General features: G+C 52.3%; 20 protein-coding genes and 1 tRNA gene. 10 read left to right on the forward strand and 11 right to left on the reverse strand.

Going from position 1 to position 23,844, the window contains the following annotated elements:
* Positions 1–11 precede the first annotated feature (11 nt).
* The 6 genes from PSCS_RS14855 to PSCS_RS14880 form a co-directional block, all read right to left on the reverse strand.
* Positions 12–2,060, reverse strand: a complete 2,049-nt coding sequence (locus tag PSCS_RS14855; protein WP_068813061.1) for a flagellar hook-basal body complex protein — start codon at positions 2,058–2,060, stop codon at positions 12–14.
* A gap of 40 nt (positions 2,061–2,100) precedes the next feature.
* Complete coding sequence (locus tag PSCS_RS14860) at positions 2,101–2,787, reverse strand: flagellar hook assembly protein FlgD (protein ID WP_068813063.1); 687 nt, start codon at positions 2,785–2,787, stop codon at positions 2,101–2,103.
* A 24-nt stretch (positions 2,788–2,811) separates the two neighbouring features.
* Complete coding sequence (flgC, locus tag PSCS_RS14865) at positions 2,812–3,246, reverse strand: flagellar basal body rod protein FlgC (protein WP_068813065.1); 435 nt, start codon at positions 3,244–3,246, stop codon at positions 2,812–2,814.
* 5 nt (positions 3,247–3,251) lie between these two features.
* A complete protein-coding gene (gene flgB, locus PSCS_RS14870) occupies positions 3,252–3,653 on the reverse strand; it encodes a flagellar basal body rod protein FlgB (RefSeq protein WP_068813067.1) in 402 nt (133 codons plus the stop codon).
* A gap of 129 nt (positions 3,654–3,782) precedes the next feature.
* Positions 3,783–4,652, reverse strand: a complete 870-nt coding sequence (locus PSCS_RS14875) for a CheR family methyltransferase (RefSeq protein ID WP_068813289.1) — start codon at positions 4,650–4,652, stop codon at positions 3,783–3,785.
* A 10-nt stretch (positions 4,653–4,662) separates the two neighbouring features.
* Positions 4,663–5,598, reverse strand: coding sequence for a chemotaxis protein CheV (locus PSCS_RS14880; protein WP_068813069.1), 936 nt, complete (start codon positions 5,596–5,598; stop codon positions 4,663–4,665).
* Positions 5,599–5,807: 209 nt separating this feature from the next.
* Between PSCS_RS14880 and flgA the strand changes: the two genes are divergently transcribed.
* From flgA to PSCS_RS14905, 4 genes are all read left to right on the forward strand, one after another.
* Positions 5,808–6,605 (forward strand): flagellar basal body P-ring formation chaperone FlgA, encoded by a 798-nt coding sequence (flgA, locus tag PSCS_RS14890; RefSeq protein ID WP_068813073.1) that lies wholly within the window; start codon positions 5,808–5,810, stop codon positions 6,603–6,605.
* Positions 6,606–6,737: 132 nt separating this feature from the next.
* Positions 6,738–7,070, forward strand: coding sequence for a flagellar biosynthesis anti-sigma factor FlgM (flgM, locus tag PSCS_RS14895; protein ID WP_068813075.1), 333 nt, complete (start codon positions 6,738–6,740; stop codon positions 7,068–7,070).
* A gap of 21 nt (positions 7,071–7,091) precedes the next feature.
* Positions 7,092–7,568, forward strand: a complete 477-nt coding sequence (locus PSCS_RS14900; protein WP_068813077.1) for a flagella synthesis protein FlgN — start codon at positions 7,092–7,094, stop codon at positions 7,566–7,568.
* A gap of 10 nt (positions 7,569–7,578) precedes the next feature.
* Positions 7,579–8,328, forward strand: coding sequence for a flagellar brake protein (locus PSCS_RS14905; RefSeq protein ID WP_068813079.1), 750 nt, complete (start codon positions 7,579–7,581; stop codon positions 8,326–8,328).
* Positions 8,329–8,339: 11 nt separating this feature from the next.
* Here the strand turns inward: PSCS_RS14905 and PSCS_RS16365 are convergent, their stop codons facing one another.
* Positions 8,340–9,680 (reverse strand): TIGR04283 family arsenosugar biosynthesis glycosyltransferase, encoded by a 1,341-nt coding sequence (locus PSCS_RS16365; RefSeq protein ID WP_068813081.1) that lies wholly within the window; start codon positions 9,678–9,680, stop codon positions 8,340–8,342.
* A gap of 294 nt (positions 9,681–9,974) precedes the next feature.
* Here PSCS_RS16365 and PSCS_RS14915 point away from each other — a divergent pair, with 294 nt between their 5' ends.
* The 4 genes from PSCS_RS14915 to PSCS_RS14930 all read left to right on the forward strand — a co-directional run bounded on the left by PSCS_RS14915 (position 9,975) and on the right by PSCS_RS14930 (position 14,508).
* Positions 9,975–10,208: a hypothetical protein gene (locus tag PSCS_RS14915; RefSeq protein ID WP_068813083.1), complete on the forward strand. Its 234-nt coding sequence runs from the start codon at positions 9,975–9,977 to the stop codon at positions 10,206–10,208.
* Between the two features lie 136 nt (positions 10,209–10,344).
* Complete coding sequence (locus tag PSCS_RS14920; protein ID WP_068813085.1) at positions 10,345–13,290, forward strand: MHYT domain-containing protein; 2,946 nt, start codon at positions 10,345–10,347, stop codon at positions 13,288–13,290.
* Between the two features lie 20 nt (positions 13,291–13,310).
* Positions 13,311–14,333, forward strand: coding sequence for an HD domain-containing phosphohydrolase (locus tag PSCS_RS14925; RefSeq protein WP_068813088.1), 1,023 nt, complete (start codon positions 13,311–13,313; stop codon positions 14,331–14,333).
* Positions 14,334–14,431: 98 nt separating this feature from the next.
* A tRNA-Arg gene (locus tag PSCS_RS14930) sits at positions 14,432–14,508 on the forward strand.
* A 148-nt stretch (positions 14,509–14,656) separates the two neighbouring features.
* Here the strand turns inward: PSCS_RS14930 and PSCS_RS14935 are convergent.
* Positions 14,657–15,805 (reverse strand): alpha/beta hydrolase, encoded by a 1,149-nt coding sequence (locus PSCS_RS14935; protein ID WP_317621820.1) that lies wholly within the window; start codon positions 15,803–15,805, stop codon positions 14,657–14,659.
* A gap of 540 nt (positions 15,806–16,345) precedes the next feature.
* Here PSCS_RS14935 and PSCS_RS15945 point away from each other — a divergent pair.
* Positions 16,346–16,513, forward strand: coding sequence for a hypothetical protein (locus PSCS_RS15945; RefSeq protein WP_157885735.1), 168 nt, complete (start codon positions 16,346–16,348; stop codon positions 16,511–16,513).
* A 96-nt stretch (positions 16,514–16,609) separates the two neighbouring features.
* On the opposite strand, the gene PSCS_RS14940 is transcribed toward PSCS_RS15945, so the two are convergent.
* Positions 16,610–18,763 carry a TonB-dependent receptor domain-containing protein gene (locus tag PSCS_RS14940; protein ID WP_068813090.1) on the reverse strand — a complete coding sequence of 718 codons (2,154 nt, stop codon included), beginning with the start codon at positions 18,761–18,763 and terminating at the stop codon, positions 16,610–16,612.
* Positions 18,764–18,932: 169 nt separating this feature from the next.
* Between PSCS_RS14940 and PSCS_RS14945 the strand changes: the two genes are divergently transcribed.
* Complete coding sequence (locus PSCS_RS14945; RefSeq protein ID WP_068813092.1) at positions 18,933–19,439, forward strand: hypothetical protein; 507 nt, start codon at positions 18,933–18,935, stop codon at positions 19,437–19,439.
* Between the two features lie 37 nt (positions 19,440–19,476).
* On the opposite strand, the gene PSCS_RS14950 is transcribed toward PSCS_RS14945, so the two are convergent.
* Together PSCS_RS14950 and PSCS_RS14955 are read right to left on the reverse strand one after the other, a co-directional pair.
* Complete coding sequence (locus PSCS_RS14950) at positions 19,477–22,620, reverse strand: efflux RND transporter permease subunit (protein ID WP_082866771.1); 3,144 nt, start codon at positions 22,618–22,620, stop codon at positions 19,477–19,479.
* Positions 22,617–23,807, reverse strand: a complete 1,191-nt coding sequence (locus PSCS_RS14955; protein WP_068813094.1) for an efflux RND transporter periplasmic adaptor subunit — start codon at positions 23,805–23,807, stop codon at positions 22,617–22,619. Before PSCS_RS14955 ends, PSCS_RS14950 begins: the two co-directional genes overlap by 4 nt.
* Positions 23,808–23,844 lie beyond the last annotated feature (37 nt).

The following is a 23,844-nucleotide window of genomic DNA, read 5'->3' on the forward strand; positions in this document are numbered from 1 at the left end:
AATATCAGTGATTAAAGGTTGATAATGGTTTGTGTCGCATCATCCGTTGCCGAGATGATCTGTGCCGCCGCCTGATAGTTGCGCTGAGAAATAATCAGCTGTACCAGTTCGGTTGGCAGGTCGACGTTAGAGTCTTCCAGTGCACCAGACTGAATGGCGCCCAGACCTGCAGTACCCGCACCCGATACAGAAGCAGCACCTGATTCACTGGTTTCAGCAAACTTGGAACCACCCAGGTTGGCCAGGCCGCTGGGGTTGGCAAAGTTGGCCAGTGCCACCTCACCCAGAACACGAGACTGTCCGTTAGAGAAGCGAGCGGATACCAGACCACGCGTATTCACTTCCAGACCGGTCAATTGACCTTTGGAGAAACCATCCTGGTTGTTGGACTGTACCGAGAAGTCACCACCGAAAGCCGTCATTTGCGACAGATCGATGCTGAAGTTAGAGTTGGTCAGGATCTCTGCCTGGTTGGGATCGCCCGGCACAGGACCGGCACCAATGCGGCGTCCACCTTCGTCGACGGGATACCAGTTAGTAATTTCTATTTTGGGTTGATTAGGGTCATATCGACCCGTGTCATCAAAACGCAAATCATAACGAGCCGGCACAGGCAGACCATCCTCTGAGTTGGGGTCATAACCCACATCCCGGCCATCAATCTGGAAGTAAACGCTCCACATGTTGGTATCACCGGTTTCATCCGGACGCTCTTTGACGTAGTACATCGCCAGCGAGTGCTGCGTACCTACCGTGTCATAGATGGTAATTGCCGTAGAGCGGTAATAGGTTTCCGGGTTGGTAGGATCAAACTGGTTGGTCTCGAACGGCACACCGTCCAATGAATCAGGCTGACTGATGTCACCAAAGATGGTGTTGGCATTAGTCGGCTCTACCGCTACCCCTTCACTATCGACATCCGAGCTGCGCAGCTCCACGAACTCATCCAGGGTGAACTCAATCATACCGCCCAGTACCAGCTCTTCATTATCCCAAACATTAGCCGAACTTGAAGCTGCTGTAGCAACAAACTCACCAGTGGAAGGGTCTCGCTCAGAACCCTGCAATGTAATTGAAGCATTACCATTACTACCACCGGTTATATTAAGATCTGCACCTGTGGTATGAGTCACCTCTATCGACGTGCCTTCGACACGGGCACTGAGGTTACTCAAGGTCGAGTTAATGTCCGAGACCAAGGTATCACGCCAGTCTGCCTGGCCGAGATCAATTTCAAATTCGCGACCATTGATAGCGAATCTAGCTGGGTCTCCAGGTGCTGCAGCAGGGTCACCAACTGTTAAATTCGAAATGTAGCCCACAGTCTTGCCTGTCGCCGCCACACCACTGGCGCCAGCAAAAACCTGAGACACCGCATTGGCAGAGGCATTTGCCGGCACGTCCAGCAACTGCACCTGGCGATCAGCACCGACAACGCGCAGTGCAGTAGCTTCATAACCATTGAGCCGCTCTTGACCGGCACCCACATCAATCGTTTGTGGCGTTCCACTACGGCCGCCATTAGTGATGTACGTGGTACCAATAATGGATGATGGCTGTGTAGCCGCATCCAGGTTAACAATGGTTTCAACAGAAGTGGTCGGACGAGGTTGAATTTCACCCGTGGTGACACGCAGGTCCGTCAGCGGACCACCACCGGTCGCCTGGCCTGACTCTGAGGGAGCAAAACCCTGCAGACGCTCGCCATCACTATTGACCACATAACCATCCCGGTCAGTACCAAAAGCGCCGGCACGCGAGTAGCTGATGCCATCTTCACCAGACAGAATAAAGAAACCTTCGCCGTTAACCGCCAGGTCCAGCGTGTTATCCGTGAAACTGATGTTGCCCTGGACAAAGCTTTGTTTGATTTCCTGCAACGACACACCACTACCTTGCTGTGTACCACCGCCACCAAGAACCGAGGCGGCATAGACGTCACCAAATACTGTCTTGGCCGCTTTAAAGCCATTGGTGCCGGCGTTAGCGATGTTGTTACCTGTGACATTGATTTCCTGTTGTGCGGCATTCAATGCACTCAAACCAATAATAAAACTCATTGTTTACTCTCCTGGTTTTCACCTGGTTATTTCAAACTGATCAGTTAATTTGAATCACTTCAGACATTGGAACAGAACCCACACCGGCCAGATTCAATGTCAGCGAACCACCGTTCTCAATCGTCACACTGTTAACATTGGCACTGAGATAAGTCGCCATTTGCGTTGAACCCTCAGGCGTATTGGCAGTTACCTCAAAGGTATAATCGCCGGAAGGAAAGCGTTCATCATTGGCATCCGTTCCCGTCCAGTAAAACTCTTGTCGCCCGGCCTCTTGCGCACCCAGCTCAAAACTTTCCAGCAGAGAACCATCTGGGGTATAGACGCGCAACGTGGATGACTGAACCGCCTGATCAAAATCAGCCAACACACTGATCGAACCACTATCGCCCAGAAAGGTTGTGTCTGATTCCACGTGTACCGGACGCCCCACCAGGGAAGTTGCCTGCAGATTCTGGGTGGACTGAAAGGCTGAGGAAAACTGTTGAAAACTGTCAGACATTTTCTGCGACTGTTCCAGTGCCGAAAACTGTGCCAGTTGCGAGACGAACTCGCCGTTATCCTGGGGATTGGTGGGATCCTGGTTTTCCAGTTGCGCGATCAGCAGACTCAGGAACTCGTTACGTCCCAGGTCTTTTTGTCCGCTGCCTGCTGACTTCTCAGGTTGCGCATACTCACCAAGTACTTTGTTTAGTGCGTTAGAACCGCTTGTAGCGCCGGTTTCCATCAGATTCTCCTGCTAATGGTGACGTTAGCCCTGGCCCAGGGTCATGACCTGCTGCATCATGGTTCGGGCAGATTGCATAATATTGACGTTCATTTCGAAGGCACGTGATGCCTCAATCATGTTGCTCATCTCTTCAACCACGTTTACGTTGGGGTAGTAAACATAGCCCTCATCGTTCGCCATGGGGTTACCTGGCTCGTATCTCGCCTCCAGAGGACGGCTGTCCTCAACGATGGCGGCAACGCGAACACCAGCGCTGGCCTGTTTGCCAACTGAGGGCTCAAACGCCATGGCCTCACTGAGTTGCTGCGCAAACACCGGGTGACGCGCACGATAAGTTTGCTCAACACTGCTGGAGGCACTATTTGCGTTGGCCATATTGCTGGCGGTGGTATTGAGACGCAGCGATTGTGCGCTCATGCCGGAGCCGGCAATATCAAATACCTGCATCAAGTTCATAAGGATTACTCGCCTTTCAGGGCTTTTCTCAGCCCGGTAAATTTGCCATTCAAAAACTGGAAGCTGGCCTGGTACTCCACCATGTGGCGGGCGAAGGCCGCATTTTCTGTCTGTTCATCAACAGTATTGCCATCCAGAGAGGCTTGCATCGCCTGGCGGTACATCACTTCAGCCAGGCCATCACTTTCCATTCCGCCAAAATGTCTGGCGTGGGTTTTACGCAGGCCGTTGGGCTGGTTGTTGTGCTGGCTGGCTTTCTGCAGGGCTGCAGCAAAGTCGATATCCCGTGCCTTGTAGCCGGGTGTGCTGGCGTTAGCAATGTTGTTGGCAAGAATGGCGGTACGTTGGGTGCGCAGTAAAAGTGCGTCCTCGTGGATGCCGATTGCCTGACTCAGTCCAATGCTCATGATGTTGCCTGTCTAGGTTGCCGTTGAATTCGACATAGACAAAGCAATCAGCGTGCCAGAACTGAAAACAATTATTTTTCAATAACTTAAGGAATGTTTGCCGCTCAGCGGCAACGTTTTGCAGGGGAATTAGTTGCCGTTGGGCGGCAAACTCTGTCGTCGGTAGACACTGGTGTGCGTGTTAATGCGCTCCAGTTTGTAATGCGTGGCAAGGGCTGCCGGAAGTGACTCGGAGGCACCAAGAATCAGGTACCCGCCTTCTTTAAGTGTGGCATGCATGCGTTTGAGAATGTCGCATTTCAGCTCAGCGGCAAAATAGATTAAAACATTGCGACAAAAGATGATGTCGAACTGTCCCATGGCACCGTAATTGTCCTTGAGGTTCAAGCGCTGAAACCTGACTCGCTGTGAGATCTCACGTTTTAAGCGAAACCGCCCGCCATCCAAAGGGTCAAAGAACATCATCCGACGTCCGTCGCTTAGCCCGCGGCTAACGCTAAGCCCGTCATACTCTGCGATGCGGGCGTTATCCAGTACGGCAGTCGAGATATCCGTGGCAACGATTTCCGGGTTCATCACCAGGGCACCCGGGTGACGTGCCCGGAATTCTTCGATAATCATGCTGATGGAATAAGGTTCCTGCCCGGACGAACAGGCAGCTGACCAGATACGCAGGCTACGCGACTGCCTTTCCAGCAGCAATTGCGGCAGGATCACGTCTTTTAGCGCATCAAAAGGCAAGGCATCCCGAAACCAGAAGGTTTCATTGGTGGTCATTGCATCAATAACACGCTCTTTCAACCCGGCAGGTTGATGCCCTTCGATTCTGACGATCAGTTCGTGCAAGGTCGACAGATTGAGTTCTTCCATAATCCGACGCAGGCGATTGGCAACCAGGTACTGTTTGTTGTCACCCAGGACAATTCCACAGGCGGTATCCAGAAAGCGCTGGAAGAAACGAAAATCTTCGTTGCTGAACTGTAAAGGTTCGGGCGTCATCGGCAAAGCTTCACGCAGCAACTTCTTGCCGCTCCTGCTGTGCCAGCACGCGTCTGGCCAGTTCATCGGGATGGAATTTTGCCAGGAAGTCATCCGCACCGACTTTATCCACCATTGCCTGGTTAAATACACCGCTGAGCGAGGTATGCAGCATCACATACAAACCTGCCAGATCCGGGTCGTTCTTGATTGAAGCCGTCAGGGTATAGCCATCCATTTCCGGCATCTCAATATCCGAGATCAGCAGAATATATCTGTCAGCCGGGTTATGCCCCTCAGCCAACAGTGTCTTGAGGTGTTCATACGCCTGACGACCATCGTTTAACACGACAGTGTCCAGGCCCATCGATTCGCAGCATCGTCTGATTTGTGCGCGGGCCACACTGGAGTCATCAACGATCAAAACCGTATTCAACCGATGATCAGCGCCCTGCCCTTTGTTATAAAGGTCTTCACTCAAGTTTTCCGAAGGCGGTGAAACTTCAGCCAGAATCCGCTCCACATCCAGGATTTCGACCAGCTTCTTGTCCACTTCTGTGACTGCAGTCAGATAATGCGCACGACCAGAACCTTTGGGGGGCGAACTGATCGCTTCCCAGTTCAGGTTAACGATCCGCTCTACTGCACCAACCAGAAAACCCTGAACTGAGTTATTATACTCGGTAATAATAATGAAACCTTTGCTGATGTCCTGCAGCGGTCGACCACCGGTTGCCACACTCAGGTCCAGGATAGAGATGGTACGACCACGAACATGGGCAATTCCGCGCACAACTTTGCTGCTATGCGGAAGCAGGGTCAGCGCCGGGCATGGCAATACTTCTTTGACTTTAAAGACATTGATGCCATAAAGCTGGCCTGAATTCAGTCGAAACATCAGCAACTCCAGTCGGTTTTGCCCTACCAGCTGGGTTCTTTGGTTGACACTGTCTAACACGCCGCCCATGTGCGCCTCCTGTATTTCTCGCTGAGTTCTGTCTGATGCCCGGTTTTGCAGCTTGCCGCTCGCATTTTCATATCTTTATTACTATCGGCCTGTTCCTTTATTACATGAGCCTTTTTTACGCTCAACAATGGCTTAAGAAGATTTGCCAGGATGGCTCTGTACTTTTCAGACAGAACCATACTGGCGCACTCCTTGCATACTACACAGGCATGAAGTTTCAACGACTGAATATTGACGACAACATGCACTGTACGACTATCACTAACCACAGCAATGGCAGTAATCGCAGCACTGGCAGTTCCAGGTTATTAGTATGCCTGGGAAGAATGTTGGCGTTGCTGGCAATCCTGTTGCACACCAGCACATTCGCCCAGACGGACACTGCCCGCCAGGCACTGGAATTTGCTGCCATGTCGGCCTTGCAACAACAGTGGCAAAATAGCGAAGGCAGAGTTGAAATCCAGCTTGCCAACCTGGACCCCCGCTTACAGATTCCAGCCTGCCCGGCGCCACTAGAAGCACAAGTACGCAGCCAAAACCCAAATGGCGGGCGCGTCACTGTGCGCGTAGCGTGTCAGGGAGCTGCACCATGGACCCGGCACATTGCTGCGACTGTCGATATTTTCCAGCCAGTAATTGTTGCCAGTGCAGCGTTATCTCGGGGTACCCGGCTGACATTAGCTGATCTTTCCCTGGAGGAACAGAACGTCAGTCAGTTACGCGGGCGTGTATACAGTAGTCCTGAAGACCTGATCGGCATGGAGCTGCAGCGCAGCCTCTCGCCCGGGACACCGGTGACAGATGCGCTGATCCAGAAACCGGTACTGGTGAAGCGAGGAGAGACCGTTGTCCTGACAGCAACCCGTGGTGGTGTGTCAATCCGACAAACCGCCACTGCCATGCAGGATGGGCGCAAAGGACAGCAGATTTCGGTGAGAAACACCAGCACAGATCGCACCATTCGGGCCATTGTGACCGGCACAGGGGAAGCAGATGTGGTATTCTGACCCTGAATTTATTTTTTGGCGTCAAAATTCAGGCACAACGGCTAAAGTTTCTGCCAGCCCTGCCGTTACACAGGGTAAGTTCATTTTAGATCTGTATCGCATACAGATTGCTACGAGACAGGAAGCCCAGACATGAGCATCTCAAATATTGGTGGTTCTGGTACATTGCCAGAAAGCCGCTCGCCAGTCAGTCAGACAGACAGCCAGGCGCGCAACACACAGCAGCAAGGCAACAATGCTAATGTGTCCGCCGATGCAGCCTCAGCAAATACCCAGGATGCGGTATCCATTAGTGATCGCGCCTCCGACTTGCAAGCACTGGAGTCTCAGGTAAAATCGTTGCCCGAAGTTGACATGAGCAAAGTTGAAGCCATTCGCAACCGCATTGATAATGGCGACTATCAGATTGACTCGGCACGACTTGCCGACAAAATGCTGAACTTTGAGCAGCAACTCGGCGATTAATATCAGCCTGATAAGCGAGCCATGAGTCAATCGGAACTGCAAAATCTACTTGAGCGTGACCGTGAGCTGCTGGATCAGCTCACTGGCCTGCTTGAACAAGAGCGAGTCAGCCTGGAAGGGCGCAACCTCTCCGATCTTGACGGCATCCTGCAACAAAAACAGTCTGTACTGACCAATATTGAAGGTAACGATCAGAAGCGTCGCCAGCTGTTGCTGAAAGCTGGCGTCCCTGAAGACCAGACCAGTATCGCCCAGTTAAGCGCTCTGATTGGCCGGGAAAGCGATGCCCGCCTGCATGACCTGCTTGACAGCATCAAGCAGCGCCTCAGCACCTGCCGGGAACTGAGCGAAACCAACCGCATAATCGTCCATCGCAGCCAGGTGAACACACAACGTGCTCTCGACATCCTGCGCGGCAATAAAAACGCAGAAAAGCTCTATAACCGCCACGGCAGCCGCTTAACTGCCAACCAGCGTCGCAACCTGGGGCAGGCATAGCGCAAGACCTATGAGTACATTTGGTAACGACCGCTATTACACTTCTGCCGGCGATATCTTCAGTGTCCTGCGAATCCTGCAAAGCGACCGCTCCAGCATCAACATCCAGTTCGACCAGTCCAGTGCACCATTCAGTTCAATGGTACTTAACATTGACTTGCATGCCCGGGAATTTTACCTGGATGAATTCGCTAATGAGCAAGCACGCAAATGGGCTGCAAGTGGCCGCCCCTTTAGCCTGAGAGCATCCATCAACGGTATCCGCGTACATGCCAGAGACCTTGTGGTACTGGAAACGATGGCTACCCCTCATGCACAGGACGCTTATCGGGTCGCATTTCCCGAACGGCTCATGTACCTGCAAAGACGTGATGCCTACCGGGCAGTTGTGCCTGCCACCTTGAATGTGGTGGCAAAAATACAGCGCCAGCACCAGAATAAAGATAGCGAGCAAACGACGGTTGAAAAGTTTGATGCGCGTATCGTTGACATGTCTGCAACCGGCCTGGCACTGGAAATTGATGGCAAATTCAAAACAGAGCCCCGCATGATGGAACTGCTTTCGCTTGATGCAGACCTGCCTATGGTAGAGCAACACCTGCAGGTAAATACTCACCTGGTTTATACCCGCTATCAGCCGGAAACAGACAAAACCATTTGCGGTATGAAGTTCAGCGACCTGCCCCGCAACCAGCAAGTGATCATCACCCGGTTCGTGACACAGTTACAGCGCGAAGGCATCAGTAAAAAGACCAACTGAACCACACTATTTTAGTTAGCCGAATCCGCCCATTGCGGTAATTCCGCCAGCCGTTTAAGGTCTTCAGGGCGGTCCACATCCCAGCGCGGCGACAACTCCTGCCAGCCGACCCCTTGTTCACGAAGGCGCGACCTTGTGCGTTTGAGCACCTGATCACTACCCCAGGGAATATCAGAAAACATCTCTGGTATCAGTGGTCTGCGCACACCAAGCAAGACATACCCGCCATCATCGGCAGGCCCTAGTACCACGGGCACACCACGTTTTAACGCTGTCACCGCTTCCTGGACATAATCGAGATCCACTGAAGGACAATCGGCCCCCACAATGACAACATATTGTGCAGTCTCAAGTGCATGACTGGCAGCCGACCACATGCGCTCTCCCAGATCCTGCCCGGTCTGAATGGCCAGATAGGGTGTTGGTTTCAGCGCCGCGAAAAATGTATCCCCACCGATACCGGAGGCCCATAATTCAGACCGAATACCCAGCGCCCCCTGAGAGCCAGCCAGGCGCCGCCAGGTATAACGGATCAGACGCTGATGCAGGTCCATTGCGCCATCGACGCCCAACATCGGCTGTATGCGTGTCTTCACGTTGCCTCGTTCCGGTACTTTGGCAAATAGCAACAACCGGGTGGATACGCGGGATTCATTTTCCGGCCGGTATCGGTCCGGGTAATAACGCCTGTGCAAAATTGCCGGGGAAGCGCCCACAAAGTAACGCCATCGCAACCACCACATCAAAGCTGTTGTTTTCAGAATGCCACCCTGCTCCCAGCGGCGACTGGAGGTAACGGCCTGGTGACGGATACAAAGCGGACGGCACACTTTGCGTAACCGTTTGCTCAGTTCAACATCCTCCATTAAAGGTATCGATTGGTAGCCTCCAAGCGCCATGAATAACCGCCGATCAACGAAGATGGCCTGATCCCCGGTGGCGACGCCACTGGCCCAGGAACGCCAGTTAATGGCCCGCTCAATTATCCGGAAGGCTGGTGCACGGCCGCTGAGACGAATATCGAAGCGCCCCCAGCCTACTCCCTCTGTCGCACTGACCTGCTGAAGCTGCCTCATGCCCTCTTCAGGCAGCTGTGTATCAATATGTAAAAACAGCAGTAAATCGCCATACGCCAGTCGTGCGCCGGCATTCATTTGACTGGCGCGACCGGCCGGTGCGTGAACAATCCGATCAGCAAATTCGGCAGCCACAGCAACACTGTCATCCTGACTGCCGCCATCGACAACAATGACTTCATGGCCTTCAGACTGCCACTGCTGTAATGCTGGCAAGTGTTGCGCAAGCGCTTTTGCCTCATCCAAAACGGGAATGATGATACTGATAGGTGTCACAGAAAATCTCTCAGCCTGATTGATGAATACTTACCTGACAATACTGCCGGTTTTCATGGTAAATGGAAGGCTTAACCGATACGATAGAGCAATACGATGGCGTTAATATAAAAATACGATAAAAAAACAGGTAAAAATACAGAAAATCTGCCGCTAACCCCTATGCGAATGAAAAAGAAAGGCGGATAATACCGCGCCATTATCCGGTAGCGACCACAAGTCAGCTACGCTGGAATTAACTGGCCTTACAGCCGTTCTCTTTACGAAAGACGACGCGTAGTAGCATAAGTAACGATGAATCTGGAAAACTTCTATATCGTGGCGACGGATCCTGAGGAACCCACACTTCAGGTGAATATATCCGGACCCTACTTGACACAGCAGGCAGCTCAGGCGGATTTGGAAGCGGCCATAGATGAGGCCGCGGAACTGGATCCCAGCGCAAGGGTATACCAATATCGTATTTGCAAACTGGCCTGTCAGAAGCCTGGTGTTATTCAGCACATGGCCTGCCACGCCATTCGTTAGTCAGCCTTTACTAATCCATTTGCACTGTTTTGAGGTATAAACTCTAACTTGGCTACGGCTTTGTTATGTGTGGATATATCATTGATGCCATTTCAATCGGCTGTCATGCCGGGATCGCGAAAAGAGCAACGCAAAGATGACCAACATTTTCGATCTGACCTCCCCTGCCGGTTCAATTTTAGTACATGGTCATCATAATACCTGGCTGGTTCTTCTCTCCGTTCTGATCGCGATCATCGCTTCAACACTTGCCCTGCAATTAGCCACCCTGGTTCGTCTGGCCCGACGTAATTCGACCCGGCAACTCGCTTTATTTTCCGGTGCGTTCACACTTGGCACCGGTATCTGGGCCATGCATTTTATCGGCATGCTGTCATTTGTCTTGCCGGTGGCGGTTAATTATGACCCGACTCTGACGGCCATATCTCTATTACCCGCATTCATGGCCTCTGCGCTGGCTCTGCACATTCTCAGCACCTTACAACCCACTCCGCTGGTTATTGCAGTTGGGGGGTTATTTGTTGGCGCGGGTATCGGTGCCATGCACTATACAGGCATGTTTGCCATGGAACTGGATGGTGACATGCGATTTCACCTGGGCTGGTTTCTCGCCTCTATTGTGGTCGCGGTTCTGCTGGCCATGATCGCACTGGGGGTGCATTACGGGATGCGCCGTCACCTGAACCTAAGCACACCCGTTTCACTTGGCCTGAGCGGTATTTGCATGGGGCTGGCTATCTCGGGCATGCATTACACTGGCATGGCTGGTGTGCACTTTGTGCTCGATGCTTCCGTACAAGGGGATCATGTCAGCAGCCCAACCTGGCTGGCTATCAGTATCGGAATGGCGGTGATCGTCATCAGCATTGTGGTTATCACCACCAATGGCATCATGCGTTACCGGGAACTGGTCAACCAGGCCAAAAGCAGCGAGAACCGCTTACGCGCCATCGTCGATACCGCTGTTGATGCGATTATTACGATTGATGAATCAGGCAAGGTGCTGACATTTAATCGGGCTGCAGAAATACTTTTTGGTTGGGCTGAAGAGGAAATTCGGGGCCAAAACGTCAAACTGTTGATGCCAAAAGAATTCAGCCAGAACCATGATAATTACCTGCTGCGCTATCAGCAGACACTGCAGGGCAACCTGATGGATAACAGACGGGAAGTTACTGCCATGCGACGCGATGGCAGCATTTTCCCGGTCAGGGCGGGGGTCAGTAAAGCACACGTCGATGGCAATACTGTTTACGTTGGTATTTTGACTGACATCACCACCCGCGTGGAAATGGAAAAAAATCTGAAAGCAGCCAAAGCCAGAGCAGAACAGGCTGCCACGGCCAGAAGTACATTTCTGGCCAATATGAGCCATGAAATTCGCACACCGATGAACTCCATTATCGGTTTTTCCGAGTTATTGCTGGACACCGAACTGGACAGCAACCAGTACCGCCACACCCGCATTATCCACCGCTCTGCCCGAAGTTTGCTGCGCTTGTTAAATGATATTCTCGACACGGCAAAACTGGATCGCAATGCCATTGAACTGGAGCAGCGTCCTTTTTCCCTCAAGCAGCTGGTTCAAGAAACCAGTGAAGAGATTCGCCTGCTCGCAGACCGTAAATCGATTTACCTGACTGTCGCTTATGAATGCCCTCAGCAATGGTTCCTTGGCGATGCCTTCCGAATCAAACAGGTGATCACTAACCTGTTGAGCAACGCCGTCAAATTCACCGAGGAAGGTGGCGTTATTGTTTCTGTCACTGAGAACAAGCCAGGCGTCAGCATTGTGATCAAGGATACCGGTATTGGCATACCCAAGGATCGGCTGGAAACCATATTTCAGCCCTTTTCTCAATCAGATGTCAGCATGAGCCGGCGCTTCGGCGGCACAGGTCTGGGCACCACGATTGCCCAGAAGCTGGTTGAGCTGATGTCGGGTACTATCGGCGTGGACAGTGAAGAAGGCAGCGGATCTACCTTTTCCATTGCCCTGCCACTGAAAGCCTGTGATGCCCTGCAGGAGCGTCGCCTCACACCCAAAGCGGAACAGGATAGTGGTTTGTCCATCCTGGCGGTTGATGATGTACCGGAAAACCTTGAGTTGCTGTCTGTGAACCTGGCACGCGCCGGACACACCGTCGACACTGCCACCGACGGACTGGAAGCCATCCAGGCGTACAAAACCGGCCACTATGACCTGGTGCTTATGGATGTACAGATGCCTAACCTGGATGGTCTGAGCGCCAGTCGTCAGATTCGTGCCTATGAAATACAGGAAACGCTCCAGCGCACCCCTATTATCGCGCTCACAGCCAGTGTGCTGGAGAGAGACCACAAAGCGGCCAAATTGTCAGGCATGGACGGATTTATTGCCAAACCACTCGACTGGAAAAAAGTCTATGCCGAAATCACCAACGTACTTTACCAGTCACCGGATGATTCGCTTCCGGACGCCGTAGCAAACAGCTCGATGCCACAAACCATCAACCATTCCGATGCGATTGAAAGGTGGGGGAACGCAGCGGTTTATAACCAGGTTTTGCAAAATTTCCTCCAGCAATTACCGGAAGAAATTGACCATGTGGTTAAGGCCATTCACACACAAGACAGAGATACATTGAACCAGCATGTCCATCGCTTAAAAGGCATCACAGGAAATCTGGGCCTGGAGCGCCTGTATACGCAACTAGAGTCCCTGGAGCACTTCAGCAGAAATTCCGGCATTCAGGTATCAGATTACAGTGACCAGATTAACGAGCTTAACGATAAAGTGCGTGACCTGCTAAAAGAAGCCAACCTGGATACCAGCGCTATACCGCATAGCCACGACCAATCAACAGAAACTGTGACAGATGCCACAACATCTGGCCGTGGTAACACCAAACAAACAAACATGACGCTACCAAAAAGCGACCAGCAGTATATTGTTCAATGCCTGGAGCGCGGAGAAATACCAGAGGACAAGCTCTCAGAGTTAATTCATTCGGTAGATGCACAAACTGCAAAAGACATCCATAATGCGATGGATGAGTTTGAGTTCGACAAAATTATCGCTATCATCAATACCTTGTCATAAATAACGAGAGGCAGAGTTCTATGGCTACCACGGGACTTTCAGACCAACAACGTGTCCTGCTGGTGGATGACGAAGCCACCAATTTGCATATTTTGCGGACTCTGCTGCAAGACTCTTACCAGTTACTCTTCGCCAAAAATGGCAGCCGTGCCCTGGAGCTGGCCCGACAGGAAATGCCGGATCTCATCTTACTGGATGTGATGATGCCGGACATGACCGGGTTCGATGTCTGCAAAACGCTGAAACAGGACGAGACAACAAAGCATATTCCGGTTATTTTTGTTACCGCACTGGCTGATGAAGCAGACGAAACCCAGGGTTTTGAACTGGGCTGTGTCGATTACATCAGCAAGCCAATCAACCCTTCCATCGTTCGCGCCCGTGTAAAAACGCATTTGCAACTGGTCCACATGGATGAGTTGAAACACAGTCGCTTGCAGGTAGTACAGCGACTCGGCCTGGCAGCAGAATACAAGGATAATGAAACCGGATTACACGTTATCCGAATGAGTCATGTATCACGACTGATTGCCGGCGCCGCCGGTTTTTCCGAGCAGGCCCAGGATGAGATCCTGCATGCCGCCCCGATGCATGATATTGGCAAAATCGGCATACCTGACGCTATATTATCAAAGCCCGGCAAACTGACAGCTGAAGAGTGGGACCACATGAAACAACACCCCGCGATCGGTGGCCGCATCATTGGTGAGAACAGCACAGGATTGCTCGCCGTCGCCCGACGTATCGCCCTTTACCACCACGAACGCTGGGATGGCACCGGCTACCCACATGGATTAAAAGGCGAAGAGATCCCTATTGAAGCCCGCATTATCGCCATTGCTGATGTCTTCGATGCCCTGATCAACGAACGCCCCTACAAACCCGCCTGGCCAGTCGACAAGGCCGTTGCGCAGATTAATGCTGATGCCGGCTCGCATTTCGACCCGGCACTGGTGGAGTGCTTCAACCAGGTTTTACCTGAACTGATCGCAGTCAATGAGAGATGGTCTGAGCCCGAAGGTGCCCTGCCCCCTACTTCATGACCGGCCCACTCTTAATCGACCCATCTCTTGATCGACCCACTCGGGCAAAGCTCAGCATGCCATGCTATACTTCGCCCGCCAGACCAGACACAGATTACGCCCCGGTGGCACAGCTGGATAGCGCGGCCCCCTCCTAAGGGGCAGGTCGCAGGTTCGAATCCTGCCCGGGGCGCCATACACAAAAAGGTTTCCCGATAAGGGAGACCTTTTTTTGTTTGCATTCCGGATAGCTGGTGAGAACCTGCCAGGTTCGACAAAACGGCAGGATAGCCGTTTTGGATGACCGAAGGTCACCCGAAGGGCGAGGCCCAGGACGGGCCGAGTCAATCCTGCCCTGGAGTTAGCAACCATTCAGTACCGCTGAGAAAATCCAACAGGTGCCGAGCGGTTTCATCCGGTTTTTCCTGCTGTACCCAATGTCCAGCGCCATCGATCATGTGTACGCCCCGGAAATCCGCACAGGCTTCGTTTTGCATTCGCTGGAGCGCACCGGGGCTCTGGTAGCTTCCCCAGTCCTGCGATCCTGCAATATAGACAGCGGGCTGATCGATGGTCCGCCCGGCAAAGATCTGTTGCTCAGCCCTGCCGAAACTGCCTGCCCGATACCAGTTCAGACCGCCCTGAAAACCGGTGCGCGTAAATTCGGCTACATAAACCGACAATTCATGGTCAGGAAGCCAGGTGTTCGAGGCGACTTCCTCGGAAGTCGGCATGTGCTCTGCCACGGTCTCTGCCATTCCTTTATCAAGTTCCATGATGTAATAAGTCGGCATCCGGGCCATCTGTTCTGCCTTTCTGGAGGAAAGCGGAAAAGGATGGTTTCCGTCCCAGTCACCACTTTTGACATGATAGTAGGCTCGCAGGAAATCGTGCAGCCCCTGCGGCGGGTGCCAGAGGTTTTCGTTCGCCTGTCGGCTGCTATAGTAGCTTTGATAATGTTTACGGGGGCGCGGAAGTGCAGCAAGCTGGGCAGCCAGACCAGGGCTATCGGTGCTATCTGCTTTTGCTGGATGGTTGACCGTATCAAAGGGAATCGAAGGTGTGCCCCCGTACGGGGCACTCATCAATGCGACAGTGCGAAACACGTCAGGTCGGGCGATAGCGCACCAGGCGGCGATCGGTGCACCGAAATCATGTCCGATGACGCCTGCCAGTGACTCATACCCAAAGGCGTAAACCAGCCCGAGTGCATCCCGCACCAGGTTAAGTCGCCTGAATGAGGCCAGATCACCATCATAATCCGGATCCCATCCCGTCGTCTTTCCATAACCGCGTTGATCGGGTGCAATGACATGGTATCCCGCCTCTGCCAGTATCGGCATCAAGTGGCGCCAGCCGTACGCCAAATCCGGAAATCCATGAAGAAGAAGGAGCGCTGGCCTGCCGGGGGATTCAAACCCAGCTTCGAGCACGTGCATTCGAAGTCCGTTGATCCCGTCAACAAAACGGGATCGAACCCCGGTGGGAAGCAAATCGGACGCTAGAGGCTCCAGGTCGTCAAGCCTCCTTCGATCTCCGACAGGAGTGTCCTGAGCACACAAATGAAACGGGTGACTGGCCAGCAGGAAAGCGGGCCCGACTCGGCACAAGCTTTGAAGAAGTTCACGACGACTCATGGACATGGGCAACATGGGCCTCCAAGTAAGCTTGGTCAAGATAAACGCCAGAGTCTTGCAGGCGAAAGTACGATGAGAATAAACAATTCTTCCCGATCCGTCCAACTTGAGACTGGCACCTTAACATCTGCCATCTGCTGAATAGCTGCTGTCCTTGCATCACTTTACCCACCCATTTATCATGCCCGCCCCGCGAGGGAAGTCACCTCTGTAATTGATACGGCACAACCTGTCACGCCTGCCACGGTAACTCTTAAGTCGTCTGCCGGTTATTTCCGCGGCGAAACCTACACAGTTACCCTAAGACTCGATGGCTATTCAGATCAGATTTACAGTATTTCGAGCAGAATTGACGGTTGGTATTGGGGGAACATACTTCTCGGTGGCTTGGTCGGCATGCTAATCGTTGACCCAGCAACTGGCGCCATGTATAACCTTCCAAACCGAGTGGATATTTCCTTGAACCCGGAAACAGCATCAGCTACAGAGCGCAGCCTGACTATCGCCACAATTGGTTCATTGACCGTAAAACAGCGCGAGCAATTGTTGCCCATTGATCTCTGATTACTCAGTTAAGCTTGAACTGGGCCTGAGTGACACTAGCCACTCAGGCCCAGTCGAGGTATTCACGCTTACGCTTTGCCTGAGAACACCATTTACTCAGAAATCAAACCGCAAGCCCGCACTGATATTACGGCCCGGCAAAGGGACTGTGTCAGCCAGGAATGAAGTGTGATTCCAGACATCTTCGTCCAGCAGGTTACTGGCTTTAATGAAATAGTGGTACTCGTCTTCCATGCCATACTGCCAGTCCAGTTGCAGATTCAGCATGTCGTAGCCGGATGTCACTGATTCATAACCGGCAATATCATCCTGCTCTGCTACATGGAAGTACGTCAGTTCAGCGTCCAGATTACTGATCAATCCATTCGCACTCAGCGTCGCGCCGGTTCTGGCCGGGGAGATTCTTGGCAGATTACCGCCATCATCGAGTCGACCACGAACTTCATCATGAAAGAGTTCGACACCAAAATTTTGTGAGAACTGATAACCGACTTCTGCTTCAAAACCGGTAAACTCTGCATCCCGCTGCACATATCGGATTAAGCGGAAATCACCCTCTTGCGCCAACGTCTGAGCATAGATGTAGTCATCGATGCTGTTTTGGTAGAGGTGCAGAGAGTACGTCAGCGGCCCGCCAAACCTGGCAATTGACAGTTCGATGTTACCCGACGTTTCTGCTTCCGGTGAAGCAGCGATACCGTTACCGCAATGTGCCGGATCAGTCAGCAGGCCACATTCATAAGTCGCCGTTGCCAGGTGGATACCGGATGCATACAGTTCCTGTTCGGCAGGTGCACGTTCGGCATGAGCATAGCCGACTGTGAACGAGTGAGACTCTCCAAGAGACCAGACAGATGCCGCAGAATATGAGAACAGGTCTTCATCAAATGACGCATACTGAGAATCAGTCGGATCATAAGACTGGTTTTCCAGTCTGATCCCCGCTTCAAGATGCCAGTTATCAGTCAGTTCCCGATGTTCAATCGCGAAAACAGCATAAGATGATGCATCAATTTCAGGAATGAAAGCCTCATTGCCTTGTGAAGAAAGTGTGTTATCTGACACTTGAAAACCAACAATGCCGTGCCAGCCACCCAGGGCTTCATGATCGATCTCTACACGCCCTTCATAACCGTCATTACGATAACGGGTAATGATTTCATCGCCCTCTATTTCTACATGCCCATAATCAGTGTGGCTGGCACGGATGCGGATACGGTGGATACCATCCATCGGCGCATCGAACTCACCCCTGAGATCAATGCGTTCACTCTCAAGATCGACCCAGGGGGTACCATGGTCGTGGTCGCCCTCATGACCTTCATCATGGTCTTCGTCGTGTTCGTCCTCATGATCCTCATCGTGCTCCTCTTCATGGTCGTCATGACCACCACAATGCAAGTCAATACCATGCGGATGGCAGTCCAGGTGCGCTTCACTATGCCCAGGAATACCATATTCATCATTTCTGACACTGTAGGAAATACCCAAATAGCTATCGCCTTCTACCCAGCTGAAACCCATTGCAGCGTTTTCGCTTTTTGCAGCAGTGCCCTGCACACGCTTTTCCTGGCTCGCAGGACTTTGATAGGCATCGGCATCTCGGTAGGTGGCTTCTGCGTGCCAGGCAAAGTTTTCACCCAGCGGTGCGGTCAGACTCATGGCACCGGCTCTCTCGCCAGCTACCGTATCACCACGCAATATAAACGTAGCATCGGCACCATCTTCAGGGCGGTAATTAGGGATCTTGTTATCCAGAATATTGACCACACCACCGATCGCGCCACCACCATACTGCAAACTGGCTGGCCCCCTGAGTACCTCAATCCGACGGCTCAACATGGTATCCAGTGATACTGCGTGGTCTGGCGATACCGATGAGGCATCAATGACACCACTACCATCAGACAGAACCTCAACTCGTGGCGCCCCCTGCCCTCTGATAACCGGACGGCTGGCACCGCCACCAAAGGTGTCTGAGCGGACACCCGGTAAATTTTCCAGAATATCCCCCAGTGTTCCACTCCGGCTTAACAGGTCATCTGCATCGACCAGTTCATAAGGTGAGCTGACCTGACGCGCATTTTCGTCAAGGCCCAGCGTCACCAGCACAACGGGTATACGCTCATCAGCCTCTTCAACCGACTGTGCCTGGGTATTCAGTGAAAACAATGATAACGGTAATGTAAGGCCTGCAACACTCAGGGCAAGTCTGTTACGACGAAACGGGCAATGGGGGTATGACTTCATGCTATCTCTCCAGTCTGCGATAGCCTGATATGATATACCATATCATTTTTATAGAGCAACCCCTTTTCAGTCGCACAGAAAACACTGTTTAGCCGTTGAGAGGTCACAATTGTCTGAAACTAGGCTATCATCCTGCCGCTGAAAAAAATCGTTCACGTGAGGAGCCAGCATGCTCAGCCATTCACATTCTGCCAGTTCAACGTTTCCCCAATATAAAGCCATGCTTTTTGCGTTGGCTACTTTCATGATCACTTCGCCCGTTCATGCTCAGGTTTTCCCACCCGGGAACGGCATTTCTCTATCAGGAAAGAGTCGCTTCGATCAATATGTCGAGATCCGCGACTGGCAGGATATGGAAGTGGCCCAAGGTGATTTCAGACTCAACGCACAGCGCGCGTTTGAATCAGCCCTGGAAACCATTGGCGTTCGACGCCAACCATCAAGTGTTGATTATCTGGTTTGCAGCATTCAGGCGATCAGTGATGATAATCAGGTGGCTTACGCTCTCGCACTGGAATACTGGGAAAAGCACTCAACGGATGTGCATGTGCTGCAATGGAAAAGCGACGGCATGAACTTTCTGGCGAAGCCTGCCTTCCAGCCTGCTACGGTCGCAGAACAGTGCGCCGACTATTTTAGCCAGGAATGGCTCAAGTGGAACATGTCAGACAGTTAATGCTGCCTGACATTTCCCGTCACGTCACTCATGCGAATCAAGAGGCAGCAACCACCGGTCGCTGCCGTCCTTTCCAGACTGCCTTCATGTCTTCCAGGATCAGATAGAAACATGGAATCAGGAAGAGAGTCAGCGCCGTTCCGAACACAATACCGAAACCCAGCGACAGCGTCATAGGGATCACCATCTGTGCCTGCAGACTGGTCTCAAACATAATGGGCAGCAAACCAAAGAACGTTGTCAGGGTAGTTAGCAGAATGGCCCGAAAACGGCTGACGCCGGCATCCAGTACCGCATTCTCCATCGACTCCCCCTCCTCTCGACCCCGGTTGACGAAATCCACCATGATGAGACTGTCATTAACAATCACGCCCGCCAGGGCCACCAGACCAAACAGTGACATCATACTGACCGTGACATTAAACACGATATGGCCAATCAAAGCGCCAACCATACCGAAGGGTATCACCGACATGACTATCAGTGGCTGCAGATAGGATTTCAGTGGTATCGCCAGTAACGTGTAGATCAGGAACATGGCAGCAGTGAAGAAAATGGCCACCCGTTGCATCAACTCTACCTGCTCCTCACTGGCACCACCGAGGGCGAAACTCACCTGGGGATAACGCTCCAGCAGCTCCGGTATAAAGTTATCGACGATGTCTCTGATAATGGTCTGAGATTGTGCAACCAATGGATCAATATCTCCGGACACGGATACCGTTCGCTGCCGGTCAATACGGCGAATGGTGGCAAAGCCTTCCGTAACATTGGCATCAGCCACCTCACCAAATGGCACTTCAGTGCCATCTGGTGTGCGGATACGGATGCTCTCAAGATCCGTAATGGCACTGCGTTCTTCGCGTGGGTAACGAACCATTACCCTCAATTCATCCCGTCCACGCAATAGCCGTTGCGCTTCTTCACCAAAAAAACCTTGGCGGATTTGCGTGCCCAGCGCGCTGGCAGTCAGACCTAACTGCTCAGCCTGTGGCTTCAATTCAAGTTTGATTTCTTCGCTGCCACTGCTGTAGGAGTTCGTGACATCGAAGACCCCCTCGTAAGATTCCAGCTGGGCCTGCAATTCCAGTCCGGCTGCCTCCAGCTGTTGATAGTTCGAGCCTTCCAGCTGCAGGTTAATTGCTGAACCACCACCGATATTTGTGCTCGAGAAAAAACGAATCTCGCGCGCACCGGCAATAGTGCCAACTCTTTCGCGCCAGCGCTGCTCAATTTCGGTTGCAGTGACTGTTCTGTCTTCCGATTTGGTCAGTTCAACCAGCATCTGACCGCCTGCGTCACCATTGGTGAAAACAACAACATGGTCTACTGGTGACTCATCCGGATAGTCTTCATTCAAAGTGAGAATGGCTTCTTCCATCCGGGTTAAAGCCAGGTTCCTTGATTCATAGGAGACACCGTCATTCATTTCCAGATTGGCTTCTATGAAGTCACTTGGCACGTTAGGGAAAAATTCAAAACGCACCAAGCCGCCACCGATGACACCAATACTGAGAATGAGGCCGGAGACGAATATCGCAACAGTGGTATAGCGACTGTGGATCGCTTTCCTCAACAGCGGACGGTAACGATTATGTATCAGCGACTGTAAATGCCTGGCGACAACATCCTGATAGCGTCGCAGCAAACTGCGGCGCTGGTTTTTGGGCAAACGTAATCGTGTGTGAGCAAGGTGTGAAGGCAGAATCAGCTTTGACTCAATCAGTGAAAAGAGCAGACACAGGGTCACAATCACGCAAATCGACTCAAAGAAAGGCGCCGCCTGTCCGCCAACCAAGACCATCGGCGCAAAGGCAGCAATCGTCGTCAGGACACCAAATGTTGCCGGCACCGACACACGCTTCACGCCGCGAATGACATTATCCAGTGACTGACCGTGTTTACTGACCTCGGTATGTACGCTTTCGGCTGTAATAATCGCGTCATCCACCACAATACCCAGCACCAGAATCAGGCCAAACAGACTGATCATATTGATGGTGACGGGATAAGGTCCAAAGGGCATCAGAAAGATGGCGCCAAAGAAAGCCACCGGGATCCCGATCATGACCCAAAGCGCCATATTAAATCTGAGGAAAGTAGTCAGGACAAAAAACACCAGCACTGCGCCCATGACCAGATTGCCCAGCATCATATTTAGCTGACCTTTGAGGTAAAAAGCGTTACTGCCCCAGGTGTCGACATTGACGCCTTCGGCATAGGTTCCCTGATTCTCATCGATATAAGCCATCACGGCGCGATCGACATCGAGTACGTTCTGTTCCGGGGTGGCCATGACCTGTATATTCAAGGCGCGACGACCGTCAAAGCGCGAAAACTCTTCGGTTTCAACAAAACTATCGTTAACTTCGGCAATATCGCGAACCAGCAGCTTGGAGCCATCCGGGTTGGTACGAAGCACAATATTGCCAAACTGTTCCCCGGTATAGGCCTGCTCCTGGGTACGTAACTGAATGCGGCCAGACTCTGTGCGGATAGAACCACCCGGAATATCAATCGACCCGGAACGAATGGCAGATGCCACTTCCCCCAGCGTCAGGCCATATTCACGCAAGGTGTTTTCCGAGACTTCGACAGCGATCTCAAAGGCACGGTCACCAAATATCTGTGCCTGGCTGACTTCCGGCAATAACAGGATTTCATCGCGAATCTGTTGGGTAAACAGTTTTAAGGCCCGATCATCGAGATTGCCATATACGGCAACCTGCATAATGCCCTGCACCATCTCAACTTCGCTGACAACCGGCCGCTCGACCCCATCAGGGAAGGTAACAATGCGATCGATCCGACTTTTGATTTCATTGAGCAGTTCGCTGACATCAAAGCCACTCGACACTTCAATCATGACATTACCCGCACCCTCCCGGGCGGTAGAGCGCAATCTTTCGATCCCACTGAGATCCTGGATCGCCTCTTCAATGGGAATGACAATGGCCAGTTCCACTTCTTCCGGGGCTGCGCCAGGGTATGCCATTGAGGCCTGAATCATGCGGGTTTCAAAATCGGGAAAGACCTGGATTTTAATGACCAGCGCAGACGCTATGCCTGCCGCCAGAATAAACAACATGAGCAGGTTGGCAGCGACACTGTTGTGGGTGAACCAGGCAATCAGACCCCTTTCGCGGCTCTCGGCGATGTCGCCGGACTTTTCAGTACTCACAATGACACCTGCACGGGTTCAACACGCATACCATCTACCGGTACCTGTATGGGGGAAACGATAAGCCTATCTGAGGTTTGCAAGCCAGTATCTATGTAAGCGTACTGATCGTCACTGCGTAAAATATTGACCTCCCGGCGACGCAAACGGTGCTCTGCGTCCATCACCAGCACTTCGTTGCCGCGATACACTGAAGCCAGTGGCACTTCAAATACTTGTTCCAGTCGAGCGCCCTCTATACCTGCTTGAAGAAAGCTGCCAACCAACAACGGGTTGCCATTGGACCGCTGGCGAGCATACGGGTCCTCTATACGGACAACGCCATACTGCATGCGGCTGTTCTGATCGATAGTGCCTTCAGTTCGTACCATCTGCCCCTGCCAATGCTGCATTTTCCCAGAGACATTACCCTTCAGCGACACAGTCAGTGCACCTTCTGTACTACCCGGGGCGGGTAAGTCCAGCCAGGCAATATCCTGATCGCTTAACGGGAGGCGAACTTCTGCAAACTCCGTACTGAATAATCCGGCTATTTGCGAACCTGTAGACACAAACTGACCCAGGTCTGCCAGCCTTTCCCGTATGATGGCATCATAAGGGGCCCGAATACGGGTACGTTCCAGTTGACGCTGGGCGCGCTCCAGCTCAGCCTGGGCCAGAGCAACACGTGCCTCTGCCTCTCGCAACCAGGGTGCTCGCAAAGCCAGTAAAGGGGCTTCCGAGCGAGGCCTTCCTGATAAATCCCATTCCCGTCCTGCCTGGTCTGCCTGCGCCTGCTCCTGCATTAGCTGTGCTTCTGCAGATGTCAGATTCGCTCTGGCCTGCTCGACCTGTACTTCATAATCGGCACGATCAATTACTGCCAGCACATCACCCTGTTGAACAAAGGCACCGGCTACCAGTTCATCCGAGACCTCTACCAGGACGCCTGAGACCTCTGCCACAACATTGGTACTGACGCCTGCCTCAACCAGCCCTTGCGAGTTAACAACAACCTGAACATCCGCTCGATGCAGAGGCACAACATCAACATAAGTGATCCGTTCACTGGGAGGTTCACTGGAGGGTTCCGGGCGCAGCGATATCATCATGGCTGCCATACCTATCGCCAGAAACAGAATCAGGACGGGTACAAATTTCCGCCAAAGAGGCGGTTTGGCAGCTTGGCCACTATCAACATCGTTCATTCAGATCACCATAGGGGTAACAATGGCGCAGATTTTC

The sequence above is a fragment of the Pseudohongiella nitratireducens genome (assembly GCF_001642735.1).
Classification (GTDB): domain Bacteria; phylum Pseudomonadota; class Gammaproteobacteria; order Pseudomonadales; family Pseudohongiellaceae; genus Pseudohongiella; species Pseudohongiella nitratireducens.